General features: G+C 66.4%; 20 protein-coding genes and 1 tRNA gene. 9 read left to right on the forward strand and 12 right to left on the reverse strand.

Features of this window, described 5'->3' with window-relative positions:
- Positions 1–426 precede the first annotated feature (426 nt).
- Complete coding sequence (locus K883_RS03095; protein WP_020823341.1) at positions 427–1458, reverse strand: diacylglycerol/lipid kinase family protein; 1032 nt, start codon at positions 1456–1458, stop codon at positions 427–429.
- 186 nt (positions 1459–1644) lie between these two features.
- Between K883_RS03095 and K883_RS03100 the strand changes: the two genes are divergently transcribed.
- A complete protein-coding gene (locus tag K883_RS03100) occupies positions 1645–2520 on the forward strand; it encodes an oxidoreductase (protein WP_008259588.1) in 876 nt (291 codons plus the stop codon).
- A gap of 103 nt (positions 2521–2623) precedes the next feature.
- Positions 2624–3541: a DMT family transporter gene (locus K883_RS03105; protein ID WP_008259591.1), complete on the forward strand. Its 918-nt coding sequence runs from the start codon at positions 2624–2626 to the stop codon at positions 3539–3541.
- A gap of 50 nt (positions 3542–3591) precedes the next feature.
- On the opposite strand, the gene K883_RS03110 is transcribed toward K883_RS03105, so the two are convergent.
- Together K883_RS03110 and K883_RS03115 are read right to left on the reverse strand one after the other, a co-directional pair.
- Positions 3592–4899 (reverse strand): MCE family protein, encoded by a 1308-nt coding sequence (locus K883_RS03110; protein ID WP_008259593.1) that lies wholly within the window; start codon positions 4897–4899, stop codon positions 3592–3594.
- 314 nt (positions 4900–5213) lie between these two features.
- Positions 5214–6506, reverse strand: coding sequence for an MCE family protein (locus tag K883_RS03115; protein WP_008259594.1), 1293 nt, complete (start codon positions 6504–6506; stop codon positions 5214–5216).
- A 271-nt stretch (positions 6507–6777) separates the two neighbouring features.
- On the opposite strand from K883_RS03115, the gene K883_RS03120 reads away from it, so the two are divergent.
- Both K883_RS03120 and K883_RS03125 read left to right on the forward strand, forming a co-directional pair.
- Positions 6778–7314: a hypothetical protein gene (locus K883_RS03120; RefSeq protein WP_008259597.1), complete on the forward strand. Its 537-nt coding sequence runs from the start codon at positions 6778–6780 to the stop codon at positions 7312–7314.
- Positions 7315–7334: 20 nt separating this feature from the next.
- Entirely contained in the window at positions 7335–7823 is a 489-nt protein-coding gene (locus tag K883_RS03125) for a glutathione peroxidase (protein WP_008259599.1), read from the forward strand.
- Between the two features lie 11 nt (positions 7824–7834).
- On the opposite strand, the gene K883_RS03130 is transcribed toward K883_RS03125, so the two are convergent.
- The 3 genes from K883_RS03130 to K883_RS03140 all read right to left on the reverse strand — a co-directional run bounded on the left by K883_RS03130 (position 7835) and on the right by K883_RS03140 (position 10740).
- Positions 7835–8614 (reverse strand): RsiV family protein, encoded by a 780-nt coding sequence (locus tag K883_RS03130; RefSeq protein WP_008259601.1) that lies wholly within the window; start codon positions 8612–8614, stop codon positions 7835–7837.
- A gap of 616 nt (positions 8615–9230) precedes the next feature.
- Positions 9231–10181, reverse strand: coding sequence for a nucleotidyl transferase AbiEii/AbiGii toxin family protein (locus K883_RS03135; protein WP_008259603.1), 951 nt, complete (start codon positions 10179–10181; stop codon positions 9231–9233).
- On the reverse strand, positions 10171–10740 hold the full coding sequence (locus tag K883_RS03140; protein ID WP_008259605.1) for a type IV toxin-antitoxin system AbiEi family antitoxin domain-containing protein: 570 nt from the start codon (positions 10738–10740) through the stop codon (positions 10171–10173). The genes K883_RS03135 and K883_RS03140 overlap by 11 nt, the downstream gene beginning before the upstream one ends.
- A gap of 240 nt (positions 10741–10980) precedes the next feature.
- Here K883_RS03140 and K883_RS03145 point away from each other — a divergent pair, with 240 nt between their 5' ends.
- Complete coding sequence (locus K883_RS03145; RefSeq protein ID WP_008259613.1) at positions 10981–13338, forward strand: DEAD/DEAH box helicase; 2358 nt, start codon at positions 10981–10983, stop codon at positions 13336–13338.
- A gap of 392 nt (positions 13339–13730) precedes the next feature.
- Here K883_RS03145 and K883_RS03150 read toward each other — a convergent pair.
- The 4 genes from K883_RS03150 to K883_RS03165 form a co-directional block, all read right to left on the reverse strand.
- A tRNA-Met gene (locus K883_RS03150) sits at positions 13731–13807 on the reverse strand.
- 95 nt (positions 13808–13902) lie between these two features.
- Complete coding sequence (locus K883_RS03155; protein WP_008259615.1) at positions 13903–14439, reverse strand: cupin domain-containing protein; 537 nt, start codon at positions 14437–14439, stop codon at positions 13903–13905.
- A 17-nt stretch (positions 14440–14456) separates the two neighbouring features.
- Positions 14457–15152, reverse strand: coding sequence for a nitroreductase family protein (locus K883_RS03160; RefSeq protein ID WP_008259616.1), 696 nt, complete (start codon positions 15150–15152; stop codon positions 14457–14459).
- Positions 15153–15171: 19 nt separating this feature from the next.
- Positions 15172–15822, reverse strand: coding sequence for an HD domain-containing protein (locus tag K883_RS03165; protein ID WP_008259620.1), 651 nt, complete (start codon positions 15820–15822; stop codon positions 15172–15174).
- A gap of 101 nt (positions 15823–15923) precedes the next feature.
- Here K883_RS03165 and K883_RS03170 point away from each other — a divergent pair, with 101 nt between their 5' ends.
- The gene (locus K883_RS03170) at positions 15924–16904 is read left to right on the forward strand and encodes a GlxA family transcriptional regulator (RefSeq protein ID WP_020823342.1); all 981 of its coding nucleotides are present in this window, start codon (positions 15924–15926) and stop codon (positions 16902–16904) included.
- 3 nt (positions 16905–16907) lie between these two features.
- On the opposite strand, the gene K883_RS03175 is transcribed toward K883_RS03170, so the two are convergent.
- Complete coding sequence (locus K883_RS03175) at positions 16908–19889, reverse strand: UPF0182 family protein (RefSeq protein ID WP_008259625.1); 2982 nt, start codon at positions 19887–19889, stop codon at positions 16908–16910.
- Between the two features lie 73 nt (positions 19890–19962).
- Positions 19963–20985: a YlbL family protein gene (locus K883_RS03180; protein WP_008259626.1), complete on the reverse strand. Its 1023-nt coding sequence runs from the start codon at positions 20983–20985 to the stop codon at positions 19963–19965.
- Between the two features lie 106 nt (positions 20986–21091).
- Here K883_RS03180 and K883_RS03185 point away from each other — a divergent pair, with 106 nt between their 5' ends.
- The 3 genes from K883_RS03185 to K883_RS03195 all read left to right on the forward strand — a co-directional run bounded on the left by K883_RS03185 (position 21092) and on the right by K883_RS03195 (position 24796).
- Positions 21092–22468, forward strand: a complete 1377-nt coding sequence (locus K883_RS03185; protein ID WP_008259627.1) for a zinc-dependent metalloprotease — start codon at positions 21092–21094, stop codon at positions 22466–22468.
- A gap of 87 nt (positions 22469–22555) precedes the next feature.
- Positions 22556–23371 (forward strand): cyclodehydratase, encoded by an 816-nt coding sequence (locus K883_RS03190; protein ID WP_081614506.1) that lies wholly within the window; start codon positions 22556–22558, stop codon positions 23369–23371.
- Between the two features lie 81 nt (positions 23372–23452).
- Positions 23453–24796: a macrolide-binding ATPase MABP-1 gene (locus K883_RS03195; protein ID WP_008259631.1), complete on the forward strand. Its 1344-nt coding sequence runs from the start codon at positions 23453–23455 to the stop codon at positions 24794–24796.
- The last annotated feature ends 8 nt before the right edge of the window (positions 24797–24804 follow it).

Consider the following 24804-nt stretch of genomic DNA (forward strand, 5'->3'; position numbering starts at 1 on the left):
GACCCCCTTCCAGGTTTGGGCTGAGCCCGGGAACGACTTCCGTCATGAATATAAAACCAATGTAACCCTGACGGCCGGTGAAGAGCAAAACATCCAGCATCATTAATGGGCTATGCACAACACATTCACAGCTTCGACTTAAGCGGGGAATTTAATTGCACAAATCCTGATCTGTGTCGATACGGACTTCAGTATCTCAGTGGTGGGTGACCAGGAATTATGCTCGATGTTGCTCCTCAGATACTGACGTACGGATGTACTAATCCACGCAATTCATATGTCCTGTGGCGCGCGCAATAATAACCCTGCCACCCGCGTCTCCTTATGGTCAAATCGCTGAGCCAGAAAAGATTTCCATATTCCGATTTTCCGGGCTTTTTGTGCCCAGGCGCCGGAAGTGGATTGCGAACTAAAAAGTGACAGGCGTCACGGCGCCGGCGCGCTGTGCGCGCGGGCGATGGTGGACGGGGCGACCTGCGCGATGCGGATCCGCGGTCCCGCCCGGGCCACGAGCTTCACGATGCCCAGGAAGCGCTCCCCGTCGATGATGGGTGACAGCGGCTCGTCCTCGGCCTCGATGATCATCTCGTGGCCGTTGACATCGCGCAGCCCCTTGCCGCGGAGCATGCCGTTGGTCAGCGCCGTGGGAAGCTGCGCCACGATCCGCGACGGCCGCAGGTATCCGGCCTGAAAGTGCAGCGCGCCCGGCTCGGAAGCCTTGGGGAACAACCGCAGCGGGCCGCCGATGCGCAGATCGATCGCGCCGGCGTGCAGCAGGCTGTGCGTGCGCGACGGGACCTCCTCGCCGTCGATGACCACGCGGGCGCTCGTGGGGGTGAACAGGATCGAGGCGTAGTTCGGCGTCTTGACCCGGCTCGGGGCGATCTTGGACGTGATGTAGTCGCCGAAGCTGCGGGCGATCACCCGCGCGACGGCGAGCCGACCGTGATCGGGGGCGTCGTAATACCGGTCGTAGAAGCGGTTCCCGACCCCGCCGGCGGCCAGCCCGAAGCAGAGGCGATGAAACGCCGTGCCGTCGTCGGTTTCGCCGTCGAGCACCAGCGTGTCGAGCCACATCTCGGGCGGAGGCTGATCGGCCTCGGCGGCGGCGACCAATGCGCGGATGATCGTCTCCGGCCGGCCGCGGACCCGGGCCTTGCGGGCCACCGCGTTCACGCTGCCCCCGTTGGACGGGACGAACGCCGGCCAACTTTCCGGGTCGCCGATGCATCGCTCGGTTTCGTTGATCAACCAGTGCAGCGCGCCGTCGCCACCGTCGCCCACCAGGTGGGTGACCCGGGGACCGATCTGCGCGATGGTTTCGCGGAGATCGTCGATGGATGCGGTCTCGTGCACCTCGCCCCAGGGACCGACGAGGCGACGCAGTTCGTCGATGCGCCCGCGGGGCGCGGCACGATTCTTCCGCGCTTTCGGATTGACGATGACGCCTAGAAACATCCGGCGGTCCCCCACGCGTACCTGACAAAACACCGCTGTCGTGCTACCCGCGCCGGTGGGATGTCGCTGGTCATCCCAGGCACGATACCTGCGAGCGCCGCCGGACGAGCAATGCGTCCTCACCGCCACCGCGCGGCCGCTCGGCCCAGCGGCGCGCCCGGCAGGTGCGTCGTTAGGGTGTCTGCCATGGCCGATTGGACCGCAGCGGAGCTGCCCTCGTTCGCCGGACGTACCGTCATCATCACCGGCGCCAACGCCGGGCTGGGTGAGGTCACCGCCCGCGAGTTGGTGCGGGTCGGTGGCCACGTCATCCTGGCCGTCCGCAACACCGACAAGGGGCACGCCGCCGCCGCCCGCATGGCCGGCCCCGGTCGGGCCGAGGTGCGCCAGCTCGATCTGCAGGACCTGTCGTCGGTGCGACGCTTCGCCGAGGGCATCGACACCGTCGACGTCCTGGTCAACAACGCCGGCATCATGGCCACCAAACACGCGGTGACCGTCGACGGCTTCGAGGGTCAGATCGGCACCAATCACCTCGGCCACTTCGCCTTGACCAACCTGCTGTTGCCCAAGCTGACCGACCGCGTGGTGACGGTGTCCTCGCTGATGCACCACTTCGGCTATATCAGCCTCAAAGACTTGAACTTTCAGTCGCGGCCCTATTCGGCCTGGCTGTCCTACAGCCAGTCGAAGCTGGCCAATCTGCTGTTCACCAGCGAGCTGCAGCGGCGTTTGGACGGCGTCGGCGCGTCGCTGCGCGCCCTGGCCGCCCACCCCGGATGGTCGCACACGAACCTGCAGGGCAACTCCGGCCGCAAACTGGGCGACGCGGCGGTCCTGGCGGTCGACCGCATCGTGTCGACCGACGCGGAGTTCGGCGCCCGCCAGACGTTGTACGCGGTGTCGCAGGATTTGCCGGGCAACACCTTCGTCGGCCCGCGGTTCGGGCTGTACGGTCGCACCCAACCGACGTGGCGCAACTGGCCGGCCAAGAGCGCGGGCACCGCCGCCGCGCTCTGGGAACTGTCCGAGCGGCTCACCGGAACCGCATTCCCGCTCTGAGCGGGCCGCGTCTGTGCGGCTGGGCAACCGCGGGGCGCGCGGGTCGGCGCCGCGATTAAATTAGTAGTTCGAGCACAAGCCAGCTGGGTGAGGAGGTTATGCCATGTCCGACGTGCATCTGGCGGCCATTCTCGCCCTGTGTGCCGCGCTGGCATCCGCGATCGGCAACGTCGTGCGTCAGCGGTCCGCGCAGGAGGTCACCGACGGGCGGGTGGGCCACCTGACGTTGTTCGGCATGTTGCTGCGCGACACCCGCTGGTGGCTGGGCGGTTTGGGCGACATCGGCAGTTACGTGCTGCTGGCCGCCGCCCTCGACAAGGGCTCGGTGTTGCTGGTGATGTCGCTGCAGGTGACGGCGCTGCTGTTCGCGCTGCCGATTTACGCGCGGATGAGCCAGCACCCGATCACGCGCCGGGAGTGGACCTGGGCGCTGCTGCTGGCGGTCGCGCTGGCGGTGCTGATCGCGATCGGAGACCCGACCGGCGGTCAGCAGCGGGCGCCGCTGCAGACGTGGCTCGTGGTGGCCGCGGTGATCGGCCCGCTGTTGCTGCTGGGCTTGTTGGGCGCCCGCATCTGGGTGGATCGTCCCGTCGCGGCGCTGCTGCTGGCGGCGGTGGCCGGATCGCTGCTCGCGGTGTTCGCGGTCCTGATGAAGGGCGTCGTCGACATCCTCGAGCGCCATCCGGGCCAGGTGTGGCAATCCTTCGAGCTCTATGCCCTGGTGGGCTGCGGGGTGGCCGGGATGATCTATCACCAATCGGCGTATCGGGCCGGCGCGCTCACCGCGTCCCTGCCGACGATCATCGTGGCGAAGCCCGTGGTGGGCGGGATCCTCGGGATCGTCGTGCTCGGCGAGACGCTCGCGGCCGGCGGCTGGGAGTGGTTTGTCCTGGCGGTGACGGCTGTGGTGGTGATCGTCGCGACGGTGGGCCTGGCGCGCGGTGAGGCGGCCACGGTGTCGGCCGGTGCGGGGCGCGATGTGAAATCCAATGAGCGGCCGACCGCCGCTACCCAGGCGTGAGCGGGCCGGAGCGAGACGCGAATCGCCGCCTCTAGCAAGCTTTTCGGCTGCTAGGGGTTGATGGTGTTATCGCCGACCTGGCGGCCCCAGACGTATTCGATCGCGTACGGCGATCCGGTGTCCAGGTGGTTGTAGGGCGCGATGCTGTTGCCGGTGTCCATGACCAACTCGGGTGCGGGCCATAGGTCGCGGCTGATTTTCTGCCAGCAACCCGGGGCGCCGCCGGGGCCGCCGCGGGCGTTCACCCGCGGCAGGTTCTCGGGCCAGATGTAGGGGTTGGGCGCCCCGCCGACCACCCCGGCGACACCGCCCACCAGCGACGCGATGACGGGCACCGCGGACACCGGGTTCGCGATCAGTCCGAGCCCGGAGAGCACTTCGGTGTCCATGTTCAGCGAGTAGCCGTTGAAGCCGCCTTCGGCCGCGCCCGTGGGGCCCAGCGCATCGACTTCGCTGCGCATCAGGCAATAGATCTCGGGGCTGTAGGTGTCGAGCAACTGCGCCGTCGGCACCAGGTCGGCGGCCCCGCGCGCCAGGTACGGGCCGCCCTTGGTGAACAGGTCCGCGCCGGTGTTGCCGAACCCCGCCGCCGACAACAACGCCTGATCCAAATCCTTTTGCTGCGCGTTGATCGTGCGCGAGGTGACCACCGCGTTGTTCAAGAAGTCGAACAGATCCGGCGAGGCGTCCGCATAGGTGTCGCCCAGCGCCGCCAACCGCTGAATGTCCTTGCGCGCCTGCGGCATCCGCGGATTCACCTCATCCAAAACCGCGTTCGCATTCACCACCGACTGCCCGAACCTGTCCCCCAACCCGGCCAACGACTGCGCCGCCGCGCTCAACGTCAAATTCAGCTTGACCGGATCCACCTTCTGCGCGATCGAGGTGATCGTCTGAAACAACGTATTGATCTCGGTCGTCACCGAACGCGCATCCAGCACCGTGTGCGCCGAGATCTTCTGCGGCGACGGATGCGCCGGCGTCGTCAACGACACATACTTGCCACCGAACACCGTCGTCGCCTTGATATCGGCATTCACATTCGACGGGATCAACGCCAAATACCGCGGATAGACCTCTAGCGTGAACTTCGCCGCCGGCTTGCCGTCACGCACCGTCTCCGCAATCTTGCCGACACGGCCGATCTCCACCCCGTTGTAGGTCACCTTCGACCCCGGATCCATCACCAACCCAGCCCGCGACGCCAGCATCGTCAACTCGGTCTTCGGCGTGAAGCCGCCTCGGAACTGGATGTACACCAAGGTGAAGATCACCGCGAGCACCACCACAACGACAAAGGTGTAGACCTTGTAGGGCGGGACCCGGGAGTCGTTGATCTGAACGGGTGAACCTTCCATGGCGCTACACCACGAATCCGAAGGTCGATTCCGCGCTGGGCGGCAGCCAGGCATGCGGTTGGTTATTCATAACCCACCGTCGCCACAGCTGGCCCCTCACGTCGGTGCCGCGGCCTGGCGGCGCTGCGGCAAATCACTCCCCCGACTCACTGCCCGTTACCAGGGGCTCTGTACACAGATGCAATAACGAAGACCAGTGCAATGTACCGCGACGCGGTGGCACGAACAAAGCAACGCCGAACTATCGCGCCGCGCGGCGGGGCCGCCGACCGTGGCGCCACGCGAATGATGGTTCCCGGCAACTCTTTCGCGTGCTACGGGTTGATGGTGTTGTCGCCGACCTGGCGGCCCCAGACGTACTCGATCGCGTACGGCGATCCGGTGTCCAGGTGGTTGTAGGGCGCAAGGCTGTTGCCAGTGTCCATCACGAGTTCGGGCGCGGGCCACAGGTCGCGGGTGACCCGCTGCCAGCAACCCGGGGCGCCGCCGGGGCCGCCGCGGGCGTTCACGCGTGGCAGGTTCTCGGGCCAGATGTAGGGGTTGGGCGCCCCGCCGACCACCCCGGCGATGCCGCCCAGGAGCGACGCGATGACCGGGACGGTGGCGACCGGATTGAGCAACAGACCTAGGCCCGAGGTGACCTCGGTGTTCATGTTCAGCGAGTAGCCGTTGAAGCCACCTTCGGAGGCGCCGGTGATGGGCACGATGTCGTGGTAGTTGTGCAAGGTGCAATAAAGTTCGGGGCTGTAGGTGTCGAGCAGTTGGGCCGTCGGCACCAGGTCGCCCGCGCCACGCGCCAGATACGGGCCGCCCTTGGTGAACAGCTCGGCCCCGGTGTTGCCGAACCCCGCCGCCGACAACAGCGCCTGATCCAAATCCTTTTGCTGCGCGTTGATCGTGCGCGAGGTCACCACCGCGTTGTTCAAGAAGTCGAACAGATCCGGTGACGCGTCCGCATAGGTGTCCCCCAGCGCCGCCAACCGCTGAATGTCCTTGCGCGCCTGCGGCATCCGCGGATTCACGTCGTCGAGGAGCGTATTGGCGTTGACCACCGACTGCCCCAGCTTGTCCCCCAACCCGGCCAACGACTGCGCCGCCGCGCTCAACGTCAGATTCAGCTTGACCGGATCGACCTTCTGCGCGATCGAGGTGATCGTCTGAAACAACGTGTTGATCTCGGTGGTCACCGAACGCGCATCCAGCACGGTATGCGCGGTGATCTTCTGCGGCGACGGATGCGCCGGCGTCGTCAACGACACATACTTGCCACCGAACACCGTCGTCGCCTTGATATCGGCATTCACATTCGACGGGATCAGCTTCAAATACCGCGGATAGACCTCCAGCGTGAACTTCGCCGCCGGCTTGCCATCACGCACCGTCTCCGCGATCTTGCCGACACGGCCGATCTCCACCCCGTTATAGGTCACCTTCGACCCCGGATCCATCACCAGACCGGCCCGCGACGCCAGCATCGTCAGGTTGGTCTTGGGGGTGAAGTCGCCCCGGAACTGCCCATACACCAAGGCCAAAATCATCGCGAGCACGAGCAGGGTGGCGACCGCGATCCACTTATAGGGCGGGGTCCGCTGCGAGTTGATCTGCACAGGTGAACCGGGACTCTGCTGTCTCGACACCACCGTCGCCGCCCCTTACGTTCTCCCCCGGGTCAGAGCCGATACCAGGAGCCCTTGATAGAAAGATCATTAAAATCTACCGCGACGCCCGCACTTATGCGAACCGCCATTAACAAAATTCGTGTTGGCGCCTGTTCCAGCGCTCAACTTTACGAGACGCGCTGGCGCGTCCCCTCTTCGGTGGCGGCGCACCCGTCCGCGTGCGGGTCTACGCTCGGGTAGCGGTAAGGAGAGGTGCGCAATGCTCGCAGCGTTCGGATTCGAATCCCTGGGTGTGGTCGTCGGCGACATGTATTTCGTCGACCCGTCCCCGCTCGAAGGTCAGGAAACCCCGGAGCGGGGCGTCAGACTGGAACTGCGCCTCGTCGACCGGGCCGAGCCCCAGGGCTCGATCTATGCCGGCGTCCCGATCGCCTTCACCCGCCCGGTGTGGCGGGTGGACCTTTTCGGATCGACGGAGAGCCCACCGGGGACGCTGGACCGGGCCCATCACCACCCGCGTTTCGACGGCTGGGAACCCGGACGCCGGCACTTCGTCCCGGAGCTCTCAGCGGACCCGGTGTCGTGGCTGGCCGAGCAGCTGGCCGACCCGTCCGCCGTGCTGACCCGGGCCGGCGTCGACGCCGACGCGGTCAGCGAGGCCGACAAGAAGGGGCTCGCCGCCGCGGCGCCGGAGATCGTCGCCGCGGTGAAGCGGTTGCTCGACGGTGTGCGGGACGGGGAGCTGGCCCCCGAACCCGCCGAGCCGGTTGCCGCCGCCCGTACCGGTTGGCTCTGATCTGCGTTAGCGTCGTCGGCGTGACCCTCAAAGACATCGCCCTGAACACCCTCGACGGCCGGCCCACCACGCTGGCCGAATTGTCCGACGGCGCAACGCTCGTCGTCAACGTGGCCTCCAAATGCGGGCTCACTCCGCAGTACACGGCGCTCGAGAAGCTGGCCAAGGACTACCGCGACCGCGGCCTGACCGTCGTCGGCGTCCCGTGTAACCAGTTCATGGGACAGGAACCCGGCACGGCCGACGAGATCCAGGAGTTCTGCTCGACGACCTACGGGGTGACGTTCCCGTTGCTGGCGAAGACCGACGTCAACGGCGACGGCCGCCACCCGCTCTACGCCGAGTTGACCAAAGCCGCCGACGCCGACGGCCAGGCGGGAGACATCCAGTGGAACTTCGAGAAGTTCCTCCTCGCACCCGACGGTGCGGTGGTGCAGCGCTTCCGGCCCCGCACCGAGCCCGACGCCCCCGAGGTCATCAGCGCCATCGAGGCCGTGCTGCCGCGGTAGGTCGGCGCTCGCTAGGCGAGCATCGGGTCGATCGCGGAGCGCGGCACCAACACCTGAGTGGCGTCGGGCACCATGCGACCTTGGTCGAAAAAGAAGATCACGCCATCGTTGGTGACGGCGAAATTCTGGTAGTTCGCCGGGTCGTAGGCGGCGGCCGGCGCGATGGCCACCGGCGGCGCCGTCGGCGTCTGGTTCGCGGGCGGTGTGGTCTGCGGCTGGTTCGCCGGCGGGGTCTGCGCCGGGTTCGCGGGCGGCGCGGCCTGCTTCTGCAGCTCGCTCTGCACGATCGGCGCGACGGTCTGCAGCGGGTCGTCGACGCGCCACAAGGGCGTGTTGTTCTTGTCGTCCGAGGCGGCGGTCCACACGATCGCCTTGCGATAGGTCTGGTCCCAGTTGAACGACTTGAACGTCGTCTTGGGGGCGCCGGTGTTCTCGACGACCTTGAACACCACGGCCTCGGTGCCGCGCGGTGGTATCGCCGACCCGTAATTCGTCGACGAAATGGTCAGCTGGTAGGGCTGGTCGCGGGGTGCGGACGATTTGGCGGCGTTGAGGAAATCGTCGCGCTCCTTGGTGATAAAGTCGGCCACGGACTTCTGGTCGGGGTAGTTGACCGGGAAGCTGATGTTGACGTTGTAGCCGGGGTCGGCCATCTGGATCTGGCATGCCTGGCCGGTGTTGGCGCCCTTGAGCTCGGCGCAGTAGTCCTTCGGCGGCGCGGCGGCGGCGACGCCGACCGAGCCGAAGAGAACGAGGGCCGTGGCGGACGCTGCCACCTGGATGCTGCGCATGTGGGATCTCCTCCGACAACTCGCGGTACCGATGCGACGGATGGAGGTAAAGATATGCCATCACGCCGCCACCCATGATTGCCGGACTTCCTGAGACGGCTGATGAGCTCGTGGTCGCGGCGGCATGAAAATGGCCCCGGGAGAAGTCTCCGGGGGCCATTTCCGCTGGTAGCGGGGACAGGATTCGAACCTGCGACCTCTGGGTTATGAGCTGACCGGTTGCGGTCTCCGTCACCGCGATCGGACTCATACGTCCACATCAGCCTCTTGTCAGCCGTCCAGCCTGTCTCGCCCCGGCCCGCTTATTCGCGTCAGTTCCACCGTGTTCCGTGTCCAAATCCGTGGCCAAACGCGCCAAGTGGCAAGTGCAGCCGACCAGCCACCTCGAGGGCACCTTGCCGGTAAGCCTCCATATTCGGGCATGGCGTGTTCAGACGCGTGCTCGCTAACCGGTGGACGTTTCACACAGATCCGCAGGTCTCACGTGCAGCTCATGATTAATCTCCCCGTCCGGGTCGTCACGGTAGATACCACGCCATCTCACCGGTTCCGCCGGTTCGTTCACAAATCCGTTCACGCGCAGCAACTTTCGGCGCGATCTGACATAGGGCTGGCGTCATGCCTTGTCGACCTCGGCGATCCAGGCGTTGATCTCAGCGACGGCCGCGTCGAGCGACAGCTCGACGCTGGCTGAGGCGGCAGCCCGCTTGTAATCGTGACCCCAGTGGTCGTGTCCGGTCACCGTCGGCGGCCACGTCCTCGCCGGCAAACCGAGTTGCAAGGCTTCGTCGGCTCGGGCCTGAAAGACGGCCGCACCAGCTGCACGGATCTCGGCCAGCGTCGGGCTTCCGGTCGCGGCCGCGAGGTCACGCAACAGGAGCAGGTCCACAACGTCGCGGGCACGATCGTTGATGGAGTCCGGCGGTTCATGAGGATCGGAAACCGCGTGAATCTTCTGCGCGATCTGGAAGCGCATGGCGATCCCAACGAGGGTGTCGGGGTCCGGCAGGCCAAACCCGCTCAGTGGCGGCGGCTCGATGGACTCGAAGTCCCCGCCGATGCCTGACTCGTCGGGTGAGACCTCGAACTGGATGCGCCTCCAGGTGACACCTCGGAACTCGATAATGATGTCGAACCGACGTGGCTTGATGATCCTGGTGGGAACGTTGACGACCTCGACCTCGCCCCGGCGCAACATCAGAGGGCCCCATGGCTCGGCCAGCGCGTCCTCCAAGGCCAGAAGAAACGCGTCCAGGTCACCGCGGACGAGCCCGTCGACATCCTTGGTGGTGCGGGCGGTGGCGGGCAAGCGGTGCTGCAGCAGGGCGCCGCCCTTGAGGAGGAACAGTTGCCTGCCGTCGACGTCGATTGCGCGTTGGACACATGCGATGGCGACCGACGAAGCGACGAGCCAGCCAAGCCTGCCGCCCTTGGCCTCCGCGCCGAGTTTGCCTTCGGCCTGGGCAATCCAGTTGTTCAGGACGGTCACCGACGCAGGCTGCTTCGTCTTCGGCTTCAGCGTGTGCAGCAGGTCGGCGAGCCGTGAGCCAATACGGTCATCGCCCATCGCGAGCGTCCAATGCCCTGGCCAACTCGTCACGCTCGGCGGTCTTCAAATAGCCCTGGACATGCCCCCGGTCGAGGGCCTGCCGCAGCAGGTAGGTGGGTGTGCCGCAGGCGATGCACTGGGCAACGGCTGTCGCCGCCGTGACGGTGGGAATCTCCTGCCACCAGCCGATCTGCGCTGGCGCGAGGTCCTCCCGGTGGAGCACGTAGTCCTCGCCACCCGCACGGCGCAGCCGCCGGTGCTTGGCGACGGTGATGTGGATACGGTTCGGGTTGACGTCGCTGATGCCATAGGCGTCCATCGCAGTCTCATGGCTCAGACACGCCTCCGGTGCTCGCGTCCACAGCACGGCAAGCATGTAGGGGTCGTACTGCCCGACCGGATACTTCGGGAACCGGTAAACCCCGTGCGCAACACGCATCAGCGTGCCCCGCTGCACAAGCATCTGCAGCGCACCCTTGCCCACACCCAGATCTGCAGCCTGCTGAGCAGTCACGAACCCGAGCTGCGTGGTCGCAACCTCCCAGAGCTCGTCCCGCGCCAGCGGCTTTGTCTGCATGGCAAAAGTATAACGAAATCGTGATACTATCGCCACCTAGCGTCGGGTCCAACGTACCTCATCTATTTCGCGGCTAGACGGCACCTCGGGACTCGACATGGTCGAGAGCCCCCCTTCGCGCGCCCTAATCTGACCGTCTTACCGAGGCGGCTGCCCGACCCTCGCTTCACCGTTTGCGCAGTCGATAGCTTGACGCCATCGGCCCGCATGGCCGAGCTAACGGACCGGCAGACTGTGGTTGTGGAGGAGCGGTTCCCCGGTGAGTTGGAGACGTTGCGCACCGACAATGTGCGCTTGCGTCGGCTACTGAAACTCAGCGAAGAGCAGGCGCGAGCGGCGGATCCGGATCAAGCCACCCTGTCTGGCGCGCCGGAGTCGCCGGTCAGTATGAGGTCGGTGCCCGAAGCTAAGGTTCGCTTCTTCCTCGATCTGTTTCGTTGTCGCTCCGACGTTTACGCGCTGCGTTGGGAGAACCGCCGCGACGGCCGATCCGGTTGGATGCCGGCCATCCGCGGCTACTGGCGCAAGGGCATGAACCGCGCCGACGCACCGTATCTTCCACTGACTCCGGACGTCGTCGACCAACACCTGCGCGGGGAGGTTCATATAGGCCTGTATCCGCTTGGCGACGATGACACCTGCTGGTGGGTCGCGGCCGACTTCGACAAGGAGGCCGCAATGCTCGATGCGCTGGCTTATATGAAAGCCGCACGAGCCCACAATGTTCCGGCAGCTTTAGAGGTGTCGCAGTCGGGCCGAGGTGCGCACGTATGGATCTTCTTCGCACAGGCTATGTCGGCGGCAACAGCCCGCAACATCGCGACCAGCCTGCTCGGCGAGGCTTTCCAACTCCGCGGCAGCATGCATCTCAGCAGCTACGACCGGCTGTTTCCCTCCCAAGATATCCACACCGGCCGCAGCATGGGCAACCTCATCGCCGCCCCCCTCAACGGCAAACGCCGACAGCACGGCACAACGCTGTTCCTCGACCCTGCAACGCTGGAACCATTCGACGACCAATGGGCCTACCTGTCCAGCATCGCAAGGCTGTCGCACAAGGACGTGGCCGCGCTCGCTCGCACTCTGCCCGATCCGCTGTTCGGCCATCGTGTGCGTCGGCTGCAGCTACCCACTTCGTCGAAAATCGTTCCCAGGCCGGCAGCGATCATCCGGGCGACGTTCACATCCCGAATCACTCTGACTGCCAGCGATCTCGGACCCGCGATGATCGCTGCTGTCAAGCACGCCGCCTCCATCCGCAATCCCGAGTTTGATGCTCGCCAGCGCGCTCGACGCAGCACCTGGGATACTCCGCGGTTCCTGTACAGCTACGACGAGACAGTCGAGGGCGATCTTGTGCTGCCTCGTGGCCTGTACGGGCTGCTCACCGACTTGGTCGAGTCAGCGGGAAGTACGTTGCACATCGACGACAAGCGCGCCATCGGCGACAGTCACGAATTCATCTGCTCAACCGAGCTCAGGTCCGAACAGGCCGACGCAGTCCGGCGATTAATTGACGAAGACACCAGCGTGCTGATCGCGCCTCCTGGATTGGGCAAGACGGTGATTGCCTGCGCCGCCATCGCTTCCCGCGCCACCTCGACCATCATCCTGGTCGACCGCAAAGCACTGGCCGACCAATGGCGTGACCGCTTACAGAAGCATCTCGGATTCAAGTGCGGACAGATCGGCGGCGGCCGATCCAAAACCACCGGCATTATCGACATTGCGCTGCTACCTACCCTCGCGCGCCGCGACAACATCGAAGCTCTCACCGCCGGTTACGGTTTCGTCGTCGTCGACGAGTGCCACCACATCGCCGCCAGCGCGTTCTTCCATGTCCTCAATCGAATACCCGCAAAATACTGGCTCGGGCTCACTGCCACACCTGAACGCCGCGACGGGCTCGAAGACCTCATCTACCACCAACTCGGATCACATCACGTCACCCTCGAAGGCCCTACCGCCGGCCAATTCCCCTCGGCAGGCACCGACCTGCTCGCACCGCACCCCCTCCTACACGTCCATCCCACCCAGTTCCGCTACACCGGGCAAGCCGATCCCAGTGCGCCAGGCGGAATGGCCGAGATCTACCGAGCCCTCATTGCCGACGAGGGCCGGCTTGAGCAGATCATCGCCGACGTCCTCTGCGCTCACGCCGACGGCGCCAACATCCTCGTACTTACCACCTGGATCGATCACCTCAACGCCATCGCCGAACGACTCCGAAACGTCGGGAAGGATGTCGTCGTGCTGAGCGGCCAGATGAAGGCGCGCCAGCGCCGCGAGATCTCTCAGCAACTCGCCAACCACACCGCCGACGACGGGCCCTTGCTGATCGTCGGCACCAGCTCGTTCATCGGCGAGGGATTCGACTGTCCGGCCCTGGACACGCTGTTTCTCGCCGCTCCAATCACGTTCAAGAACCGACTCGTCCAATACGTGGGGCGCGTCACCCGGCCCCACGCCGCCAAGTCCGCCGCAACCGTGCACGACTACTACGACGAACTCACCCCAGTACTCGCCTCTTCGCTGCGAAAGCGTGCGCCCGGCTACACCAAACTGGGCTTCCCCGACCCCAGAACACTGCTCCGATAGGCGTCGCCGACCAGTACGGCTGAGCAACTCATACACAGCGCGGGCGGCAAGGTGTTCTTGATAGGCGCGCCCGACGGCCCGAGTAGCCAACGCTCTCAGCGGTCACATCCCACCCTCCAACGGTCTTCCAGAGTCCGACGCGATGCCGCCGATCCGGCGCATGCACGGGCGGTGTACCCGGCCGATGCGAGGTCTCCGCCGATGTCGCGCTTCAGCGGATTTTCCGGGCCAACCTAGCAACCCTTGTCCATTGACCGATACTCAGATAAGTCGCCCACTACCAGGAAGATCCGCGACCGCTCAGGGAGGATCAGCAAAAGCGAATGTGTCCAAATACGTGTCCATACGGCATGAAAATGGCCCCGAGAGATATCTCCGGGGGCCATTTCCGCTGGTAGCGGGGACAGGATTCGAACCTGCGACCTCTGGGTTATGAGCCCAGCGAGCTACCGAGCTGCTCCACCCCGCGTTGGTGAATGCCAGGTTACCGAACCGGTGTCACGGCGACCAAATCGGGCGCTCAGCGGGGTGAGCGGCCTCGTTCAGTGCCCGTGCAGTGCCCGTTCAGTGGGATGGCGGGTTCAGTCCGTAGCGCTGCGCGATGTCGTCCATCCAGTCCGGTGACCCGTAGGTCAGCCCGTATTTGTCGGCGAGTTCGCCGAACTCGGGCAACTCGTGCAGTGGCCTGCCGGCCGGGTCGTCGGCGTGCTCGAGGAGCAGTTCACCGAGTTCGCGGAAATAGTTCTCGAAACCACCGGGCGTGATGACCTCGATGATGCGGCCCGGCTCGCTGCCGGCGTTCCACATCGCGTGCATCTGCCCGCGGGGCTTGGTGATGTAACCGCCGGGCCCCAGGACGACCTCGCTGTCGTCGGAGCGGAAGCCGATCTCGCCCGCCAGCACGATCGAATGCTCGTCCTCGCGGGTGTGCCGGTGCGCCGCGGTGAGCAGACCGACCGCAAAGGGGTGCTCGACAATGGACACCTCGCCGCCGTTGGTCTTGCCGGACAGCTTGAAGACGGCCCCAAAACCGGGCAGGGCAACGTAATCGCCTTCCCCGGGCTGGACCACCGTGACCCCGATGTCGTTCGCGTCGCTCATCTGATCTTCCTCCTTATTCAGAACCCGACCGCGGTCGCTGTGTCCTGCGGCGGCCAAAGCGGTTGCGGCACTTCGACACCGAACGGCATGTACCAGCCGTTTCGGGACGAAACCTCGTGCACGGGATGCCGATTGGCCGCGACACCCCATTTGCCCCTTGGGTAGCCGAGCGCCAGCATCGCCGACATCGTCCAGCCCTCCTCGACGGGGACGCCCAGCAACTCGTTGACCTGATCCGCGAAATTGCGGAGCACCATCGTCATGACGCCGCCGACACCCTCGGCGCGGGCGGCGAGCAGCACGCTCCAGATCGCCGGGAAGATGTTAGCTCCGCCGAGGTCGTCGATCGCGAAGACGAAGAGCAACAAGGGAATTTCGTCGAAATGGTCGGCCAGGTAATCCCCCGACCCCTTGATTCGGCGCATCGTCTCGGCGTGGGCGGCCGGGTCGGCTCCAGGCGCGGACGCCACCATCGGTCCCGTCCCCGCCCCGTACTTCTCGTATTCGAGCGCGCGGGCCCGCCGGAACAGGTCAGCGAACTGGTGGATGAGTGCCGGATCGTCAACGGCGACAAAGTGCCAGCGTTGGGTGTTGGCCCCGTTGGGGGCGCGAATGGCCGCATCGAGGATGCGGGCCTGCGTGTCCAGCGGAACCGGATCCGGCCGCAGTCGCCGCATCATCCTGGTGGTGTACAGCGCTTCGTGGATGTCCATCTGTCTACTCCGTTCCGGGCTATTCCGGCCAGCTGTTGTGCAGGATTTTGTCGACGAAGTCGACGCGCGCGAAGGCGGGATCGAAGTGCGCCAGGACGTCGGCGTTCATGGTGCCGTCGGTGGTCCGCGGGCGGTGCTTCATGCCGTCGTTGAATGCCGCCAGAATGCGGTTCTTGAAATCAGGTCGCGGGTGGGCGGCGGTCACCGCGGCGAGCGCCTCGGAAGCCAGCTGCTCGTGCCCGACGCCGACCACGTCGACTTCCACGCCGGCCTGCAGCAGGGCGACTTCGGGCGCCAGGAACTCGGGCACGCCGGGCGTCGTGTGCAGGGCGATGCCGAGCCACACCGTGTCGGCGTCGGCCTTGTCGACGCCGGCGTCCATCAGGAAGTCGCGCGCCGCGTTGGCGCCGTCGACCTCGAAGCGGACGGTCGAGTTGCGGTAGTGCTCGGTCAGGCCGACGTCGTGAAACATCGCGGCGACGTAGAGCAGTTCCAGGTTGGGGTGGATCCCGCGGCGCAAACCCTGCAGGGCGCCGAAGAAAAACACCCGCCGGGAATGGTTGAACAGCAACTCGTCTTCGGTGTCGCGGATGAAGTCGGTGACCTCGCGCGCCAGCGCGGTGTCGGGCACGTGGATGCCGGCGATGGCGTCGATCGAACTGGTGGTCATGGTCTTGTCTCCTTCTGCGGTGACGGTCGTGCCCAGTGTGCGACGGTCCGCTCGATCCGACGCCGCTCGTTTGAGCCGTCAACTCCTCAGAAAGCGACACAATGGCTGACGTGGCTCAAGAGGGAAAGCATTCGCGGGTGGTGGTCATCGTCGTCTTCGACGGGGTGACGCTGCTCGACGTCGCGGGGGCGGGTGAGGTCTTCGTCGAGGCCAACCGGTTCGGCGCCGACTACCGGCTCAAGGTCGCGTCGGTGGACGGCGCCGACGTGACGAGCTCGATCGGGACCCGGTTGGGGGTCACCGATCGCCTCGCCGCCATCGACTCCGCCGATATCGTCCTGGTGGCCGGCAGCGACCACCTGCCCGGGCGACCGATCGACCCCGCGCTGGTCGAGGCCGTCAGGTCCGTGGCCGCGCGGACCGGACGGATGGCGTCCATCTGCACGGGGTCGTTCATCCTCGCGCAGGCCGGCCTGCTCAGCGGCCGACGCGCCACCACGCACTGGCACGACGCCCGGCGTCTGTCCCGCGCCTTCCGGGACGTCACCGTCGAGCCCGACGCGATCTTCGTCCGCGACGGCGACGTGTTCACCTCGGCCGGGATCTCCTCGGGTATCGACCTGGCGCTGGCGCTGGTCGAAATGGATTACGGGACCGACCTGGTCCGCGACGTGGCCCGGTGGCTGGTCGTCTATCTGAAGCGGGCCGGCGGCCAATCACAATTTTCGGTGCTGGTCGAGGCCGATCCCCCGCCGCAGTCGCCGCTGCGCGCGGTCACCGAGGCGATCGCCGCCAACCCCGGCGCCGACTACAGCGTGAAAAGGCTTGCGGCCCTGGCATCGTTGAGCACACGGCAGCTGACCCGGCTGTTCCAATCCGAGCTCGGGATGACTCCGGCACGCTACGTCGAACTGGTTCGAGTGGATTTCGCCCGCAACGCGCTCGAAGCCGGCCGTTCCGTCACCGAGACCGCGGGCATGGCCGGTTTCGGAAGCATCGAGACGCTGAGACGCGCGTTCGTCAACCACCTGGGCATCAGCCCGAAGGCGTACCGGGACAGGTTCCGAACGGCTTACGCCTGAAGGCTATTTGGTGTTGTTGTACTTGGTGATCGCGTCGTCAAGCCGCTGCAGCGCCGCGCCGTAGCCTGCGAAATCGCCCTTCTTCTGCGCGTCCTTGGCCGCGCCGATCGCCGCCTGGATCTCTTGCAGTACAGCCGCTTTGGCCGGTGACAACGCCACCGACCCGTCCGGCGCCGGCGGAACGGCCGCGGGCGGCGGCGATCCCGGCGTCGCGGCCGGCGCCGGCGCGCTGGGCGGCGGATTCGCCGCCGGGGTCCCCGCCTCGGTGGGCTGAATGCCCGTTGCCGCCGCGCCCGCGCCGGGGCCGAACAGCCCGGTGAGCGCGTCGCGCACCGTCGGGCCGTACCCGATCTTGTCGTTGTACATCATCGCCACCCGGATCAGCCGCGGATAGGACGACGCCGCGTCGCTGGCCCCCGGGGAGGCGTACACGGGTTCGACATAGAGCAGCCCGCCCTGCCCCACGGGCAACGTGAGCAAGTTGCCCCACCGGATCCGGTTCTGGTTGTCGCGCCCGATCACCCCGAGGTCCTGGGACACCGCCGGGTCGGTGGTGATGGCGTTGTTGGCGAGCTTGGGCCCGTTGACCTGGCCCGGGATGGTCAGCACGGTGATCCGCCCGTACGTCGCCGGGTCGGAGCTGGCGCTGATGTAGGCGGCGAGATAGTCGCGCTTGAACCTGTTCATCGCGCTTGTCAACTGATACGACGACGAATTGTCGTTCTTCGCAATGTTTTTCGCGACGATGTAATACGGCGGCTGATAGCTGCTGGCTGTCGGGTTCGGGTCCAGCGGCACGTCCCAGAAGTCCGACGTGGAGAAGAACGTCACCGGATCGTTGACGTGATACTTCGCCAGCAGCATCCGCTGCACCTTGAACAGGTCCTCGGGATAGCGCAGGTGCTCGGCCAGCTCGGGGGTAATGTCGCTCTTGGGCTTGACGGTTCCCGGGAACACCCGCATCCACGCCTTGAGCACCGGATCCTGCTCGTCTTGCTGATACAGGCTGACGGTGCCGTCGTAGGCGTCGACGGTCGCCTTCACGGAGTTGCGGATGTAGGAGACCCGCTTGTCGGGTGCGAGCCTGTTGAACGCCACCTCGTTGGAGTCCGCGGTCGCCGACTCCAGCGACGTGAGTTCGGAATACGGGTAGTTGTCCAGCGTGGTGTAGCCGTCGATGATCCACACCAGTCTCTTGTTGACGATCGCCGGATAGACCGCGCTGTCGGTGGTCAGCCACGGCGCCACCGCCTCCACCCGCCGCGCCGGGTCACGGTTGAACAGGATCTTGCTGTTCGAGCCGATCACGTTGGAGAACAAGAAGTTCCGCTCGGCGAACTTGGCGGCGAACACGCTGCGCGACAGCCAGTCGCCGAGGGGGACGCCGCCGAGTCCGGTGTAGGTGTAGTTCTTGGTTTCGTTGCTGGTCTCGTAGTCGTATTCGCGGTCGGCGCCGTTGCGCCCGACGATCGCGTAGTCCGCCGCCGTGTTGGAGATAACCGGCCCGTAATAGACGCGCGGCTGGTCGAGCGGCGCGGGACCGTCGGAAACCACGTTGCCATTGGCGCCGACGACATTGACCAGGAATTCGGGGTAGCCGCCGTTTTGGTTGGGGTCGTTGGCGATTCCGCGCACCGTGTTGGCCGGTGACGCGATGAACCCGTTGCCGTGCGTGTAGACCGAGTGCCGGTTGATCCAGTCGCGCTGGTTGTCGATGAGGCGGTCGGGATTGAGTTCGCGGGCCGCGACGACGTAGTCCCGCAACGACCCGTTGCGGTCCAGGTAGCGGTCGATGGAGAGCTGGTCGGGGAAGTAGTAGAAGTTCTTGCCCTGCTGGAACTGGGTGAACGCCGGGCTGACGATGGTCGGGTCGAGCAGCCGGATGTTGGAGGTGGTGGCGCGGTCGTCGGCGACCTGCTGGGCGGTGGCCTGCGCGTCGCCGGTGTAGTTGCGGTAGGTGACCACGTCGGCGGTCAGGCCGTAGGCTTGCCGCGTCGCGGCGATGCTGCGGCTGATGTATTCGCTTTCCTTTTGCGCGGCATTGGGTTTGACGCTGATCTGCTCGACGATCAACGGCCAGCCGGCGCCCACGATCAACGACGACAGCAGCAACAGGACCAGGCCGATCGCGGGAATCCTCAAGTCCCGCAGGACGACCGCGGAGAACACCGCGCCCGCGCAGATGAGCGCGATCGCCATGAGGATCAGCTTCGCCGGCAGCACGGCGTTGATGTCGGTGTATCCGGCGCCGGTGAAGGGCTTGCCGCCGCGGGTGTGCGACAACAGCTCGTAGCGGTCCAGCCAGTAGGCGACCGCCTTGAGCAACACCAACAGACCGACCAGGGTGACCAGCTGGATCCGCGCCGACCGGCTCAGCGCGCCGGTGCGTCCGGACAGCCGAATGCCGCCAAAGATGTAGTGGGCCAACAGGTTGGCCACGAACGCCAGGAACACCGCCACGAATAGGTAGGACAGCAGCAGCCGGTAGAACGGCAACTCGAACGCGTAGAAGCCGAGGTCCTTGCCGAACTGCGGGTCTTTGATGCCGAAGTCGCCGCCGTGCAGGAACAGCTGGATCCGCACCCAATAGCTTTGGGCGATGATTCCGGCCAGCAGGCCGATCGCCACCGGGACGCCGGCGCTTACCAGCCGCAGCCGGGAAAGGACCAGGGCGCGGTAGCGCGCCACCGGATCGTTGTCGTTGCTCGGCACGAACACCGGTCGGGTGCGGTAGGCCACCGCGAGCCCGGCGAACACGATGCCGCCCACCAGCAGGCCCGCGATCAGAAAGACCACGAATCGGGTGACGAGCACGGTGGAAAACACCGACCGGTAGCCAAGCTCGCCGAACCACAGCCAGTCGACGTAGGCGTCGATCAGCCGCGGGCCCGCCAGCAGCAGAGCGATCACACCCAGTGCGATCAGGATCAGAATCCGGCTACGCCGAGTCAGCTTCGGCATTCTTGCGGTGGGCCGCATCCCCACTGGCTACGCTCCCTGATCGATTGCTAGACGGTGACAACTCTACGCACTGCACAACCGGCGATCCCGCGCTTGCCTAGCAACTCGGCGGCTGCCCACCGGACGTGATCGCGTGCAGCGCATCTACCGCCTGGCTGAGCGTCTCGACCTTGACCAGCCGCAGGCCGGACGGATTGTCCGAACTGGCCTCGTAGCAGTTCTTCGCCGGCACCAGGAACACCGTCGCCCCGGCCGCGTGCGCGGCGACCATCTTGTGGGTGATGCCGCCGATCTGGCCGACCTTGCCGTCGGCGGTGATGGTCCCGGTTCCCGCGATGAAATTCGACCCGGCCAGGCCACCGGTGGTCAGCTTGTCGACCACGGCCAGGCTGAACATCAGTCCGGCGGACGGGCCGCCGATGTTGGCGAGATTGAAGTCCACGACGAACGGCGCCCACGGCGCGTCGAGCACCGCGACGCCCACGTAGCCGTAGTCGCGGTCCTTGTTGGAGCCCAGCGTGATCTGCGCCACACCGGCGGGTTCGTTCTTGCGGCGGTAGTCGATCGTCACGGTCTGACCGGGTTTGGTGTTCTTCAGCAGCCCGGTGAAGGCGTCGACGGTCGCGACCGGGGTGCCGTTGACCGCGTCGATGGCGTCGCCGGCCTTCAGCTTGCCCGCCGAGGGACCGGGTTCGGGGACCTTCGCCACCGTCACCGCCGACGGATATTTCAGATAACCCAACGCCGCGTATTCGGCGCTGTCCTCGGATTGCTTGAAGTCGGCGCTGTTGGCCTTGTCCACTTCCTCCCGCGACTTGCCGGGCGGATAGATGATGTCGCGCGGCACCAGCTGTTCGGTGTCCGAAAGCCAGAGCGTCAGCGCCTCGCCCAGCGTCAGATCGTCGCGCTGGGACACCGTCGTCATGTTCAGGTGACCGGTGGTCGGATGCGTCAGGGTGCCCTGGATCGCCACCACCTGCTTGCCGTCGACCTCGCCGAGCGTGTCGAAGGTGGGGCCGGGACCCAGCGACACGAACGGCACCGTCACCACCGCCAGCAACACACCGAACACCACGATCGGCACCAGCGCGACCATCAGGGTCAGGATGCGCCTGTTCACGCCGAATACACTAGACGGAGCGCGTCGCCGGTCATTCGGCTGCAAGGCCCCCGGTACGAGGTTCAGCTACAAGCTGACCCGCCGTCGCGCGCCTTCCGATCCCACGGTGAGTACCGTTGGGGTCATGGCTGACCTGCCGTTCGGCTTCTCCTCCGGGGAGGACCCCGACAAACACGGGAAAAAAGATCCCGACTCGGGTTCGAACCCGTCCGACCCGTTCGCCGCGTTCGGCATGAGCGGGGACTTCGGCATGGGTGACCTGGGCCAGATCTTCACCCAGCTGGGTCAGATGTTCAGCAGCGCCGGAGCCGTCGGACCCGGCGGAACGGCTTCGGGACCGGTCAATTACGAACTGGCGCGGCGCGTCGCCTCGAACTCGATCGGCTTCGTTGCGCCGGTGCCGGATACGACGAATTCGGCGATCGCCGACGCGGTGCACCTGGCCGAAACCTGGCTGGACGGAGCGACGGCGCTGCCCGCGGGCACCGCCAAGGCGGTGGGATGGACTCCCGCCGACTGGGTGGACAACACATTGGAGACGTGGAAGCGGCTGTGTGACCCGATGGCCCAACAGATCTCGACGGTGTGGGCGGCGTCGCTCCCCGAGGAAGCCAAGAGCATGGCCGGCCCGCTGCTACAGATGATGTCGCAGATGGGCGGCATGGCGTTCGGCTCGCAGCTGGGGCAGGCGCTGGGGCGGTTGTCCCGGGAGGTGCTGACGTCGACCGATATCGGTTTACCGTTGGGGCCCAAGGGAATTGCGGCGATCATGCCCGACGCCGTCGAGTCGTTCACCACCGGGCTCGAGCGTCCGCGCAGCGAGATCCTGACCTTTTTGGCCGCGCGCGAGGCCGCCCACCACCGGCTGTTCAGCCACGTCCCGTGGCTGTCGAGCCAATTGCTGGGAGCGGTCGAGGCCTACGCGATGGGCATGCAGATCGACATGTCGGGAATCGAGGAGCTGGCCCGCGACTTCAATCCGGCGTCGCTGTCGGATCCGGCGGCGATCGAAAACCTGTTTAGGCAAGGCGTATTCGAGCCCAAGGCCACGCCCGCGCAGACGCAGGCGCTGGAGCGCCTGGAGACGTTGCTCGCCCTGATCGAAGGGTGGGTGCAGGTGGTCGTGGCCGCCGCGCTGGGCGACCGGATTCCCGGCGCCGGCGCGCTCGGCGAGACGCTGCGCCGGCGCCGGGCCAGCGGCGGCCCGGCCGAGCAGACCTTCGCGACGCTGGTCGGGCTGGAGCTGCGGCCGCGGAAGATGCGTGAAGCCGCCGCGTTCTGGGAGCGCCTGACGCAGGCCGCCGGGGTCGACACCCGCGACGGCATCTGGCAGCACCCCGACCTGCTGCCTGACGCCGAGGACCTCGATGAGCCCGCCGGTTTCATCGATCGTGTCATCGGTGGTGACACCAGCGGCATCGACGAGGCGATCGCCAAACTCGAGCGCGAGGACCCCGACTCCGACGGCCCTGTGGACAACTGAACGGGGCCGTCGCCCCCGCCGTGGCACAGTTGCGCGGTGACTCAGCAGTGCCAGGCCGCGCTGTCCACCTACGCGCTGGACCCGGCGATGCCGGTGCTGCTGCGGCCCGACGGCGCGGTGCAGGTCGGCTGGGATCCCCGTCGCGCGGTGCTGGTACGTCCTCCGGGCGGTTTGGCCGCCACCGAGCTGGCCACGCTGTTGCGGTCCATGTCGTCGCCGACCCCGCTGCCGGAGTTGCAGCGACGGGCGCTCGACCGTGGCCTGACCGACACCGAGGGACTGAGAAGCCTGGTGGCGCAGCTGGTTCGGGCCGGGGTGGCGACCGAATGCGGGCGACCGCGCGGCCGGGCGCCGTCGGTGCGCGTGCACGGCCGCGGGCCGCTCTCGGAGTTGCTCGTGGAGTCGTTGCGCTGCTCGGGCGCCCGGATCGCGCACAGCAGTCAACCGCACGCGGCGGTGTCGGCCGGCGACGTCGACCTGGTGGTGTTGTCGGACTACCTCGTCGCCGACCCGCGCATGGTGCGCGATCTGCACGACCAGGGCGTCGCGCATCTGCTGGTGCGGGTGCGCGACGGCATCGGGCTGGTGGGTCCGCTGGTGATCCCCGGCGTGACGAGCTGCCTGGGCTGCGCGGACCTGCACCGCAGGGACCGCGATGCGGCGTGGCCGGCGATCTGTGCGCAGCTGCGGGAAACCGTCGGCGTCGCCGACCGGGCCACCGCGCTCGCGACCGCGGCGCTGGCGCTGTCTCAGGTAAACCGGGTGATCGCGGCCGTGCGCGGCCAGGACGCGGCGTCCGAGCCCGAACCGCCCCAGACGCTGAACGCGACGCTGGAATTCGATCTGCACGCCGGCGCGATCGTCGCGCGGCAGTGGGTCAAACACCCGTTGTGCGCCTGCTGAGGGCGGGCCCGCGCGCTGACCTGCCGCGACGCGGGTTGACAACAAGCGTTGTCGGCTTCTCTCCACATCGCGTGGGCCATCATGGATGATGGTTACGTGGCAGACATCAAACGGGGCCGGGCTGCGCGTAACGCCAAGCTGGCCAGCATTCCGGTCGGATTCGCCGGTCGGGCAGCGCTCGGATTCGGTAAGCGGCTGACCGGCAAGTCCAGGGACGAGGTCCAGGCCGAGCTTCTGGAAAAGGCCGCCCACCAGTTGTTCACCGTCTTGGGTGAGCTCAAGGGCGGCGCGATGAAGGTGGGCCAGGCCCTGTCGGTGCTCGAGGCCGCGATTCCCGAGGAGTTCGGCGAGCCGTACCGCGAAGCGTTGACCAAGCTGCAAAAGGATGCCCCGCCGCTGCCGGCGGCCAAGGTGCACCGGGTGCTCGACGCCCAACTGGGCACCAAGTGGCGGGAGCGGTTCAGTTCGTTCGACGACACCCCGGTGGCCTCGGCGAGCATCGGCCAGGTGCACAAGGGCGTGTGGTCCGACGGCCGCGAGGTGGCGGTCAAGATCCAGTATCCCGGGGCCGACGAGGCGCTGCGGGCCGACCTCAAGACCATGCAGCGGCTGGTCGGGGTGTTCAAGCAACTCGCGCCGGGCGCCGACATCCAGGGCGTGGTCGACGAGTTGATCGAGCGCACCGAGATGGAACTGGACTACCGGCTCGAGGCCGAGAACCAGCGCGCGTTCGCCAAGGCGTATCACGACCATCCGCACTTCGCGGTGCCGCGCATCGTGGCCAGCGCACCGAAAGTGGTGATCCAGGAGTGGATGCAGGGCATCCCGATGGCCGAGATCATCCGCCACGGCACCACCGAGCAGCGCGATCTGGTCGGCACCCGCCTGCTCGAGCTCACGTTCGACGCGCCGCGCCGGCTGGAGATGCTGCACGGCGACGCCCACCCGGGCAATTTCATGCTGCTCGACGACGGCCGCATGGGCGTCATCGACTTCGGCGCCGTCGCGCCGCTGCCCGGCGGCCTGCCGATCGAGCTCGGGATGAGCATCCGGCTGGCCCGCGACAAGAACTACGACCTGCTGTTGCCGACGATGGAGAAGGCCGGGTTCATCCAGAAGGGCCAGCAGGTGTCGGTGCGCGACATCGATGACATGCTGCGCCAGTACGTCGAACCGGTCGAGGTCGAGGTCTTCCACTACACCCGCAAGTGGCTGCAGAAGATGTCGGCCATCGAGATCGACCGGTCCGTGTCGCAGATCCGCACGGCCCGGCAGATGGATCTGCCGCCCAAGCTGGTGATCCCGATGCGGGTGATCATGTCGGTGGCCGCGATCCTGTGTCAGCTGGACGCCCACGTGCCGATCAAGGCGCTGTCCGAAGAGCTGGTGCCCGGGTTCGCCGAACCCGACAACGCGGTCGTCTAGTCTCGCGC

This window comes from Mycobacterium sp. TKK-01-0059, assembly GCF_000709305.1.
Taxonomy (GTDB): domain Bacteria; phylum Actinomycetota; class Actinomycetes; order Mycobacteriales; family Mycobacteriaceae; genus Mycobacterium; species Mycobacterium intracellulare.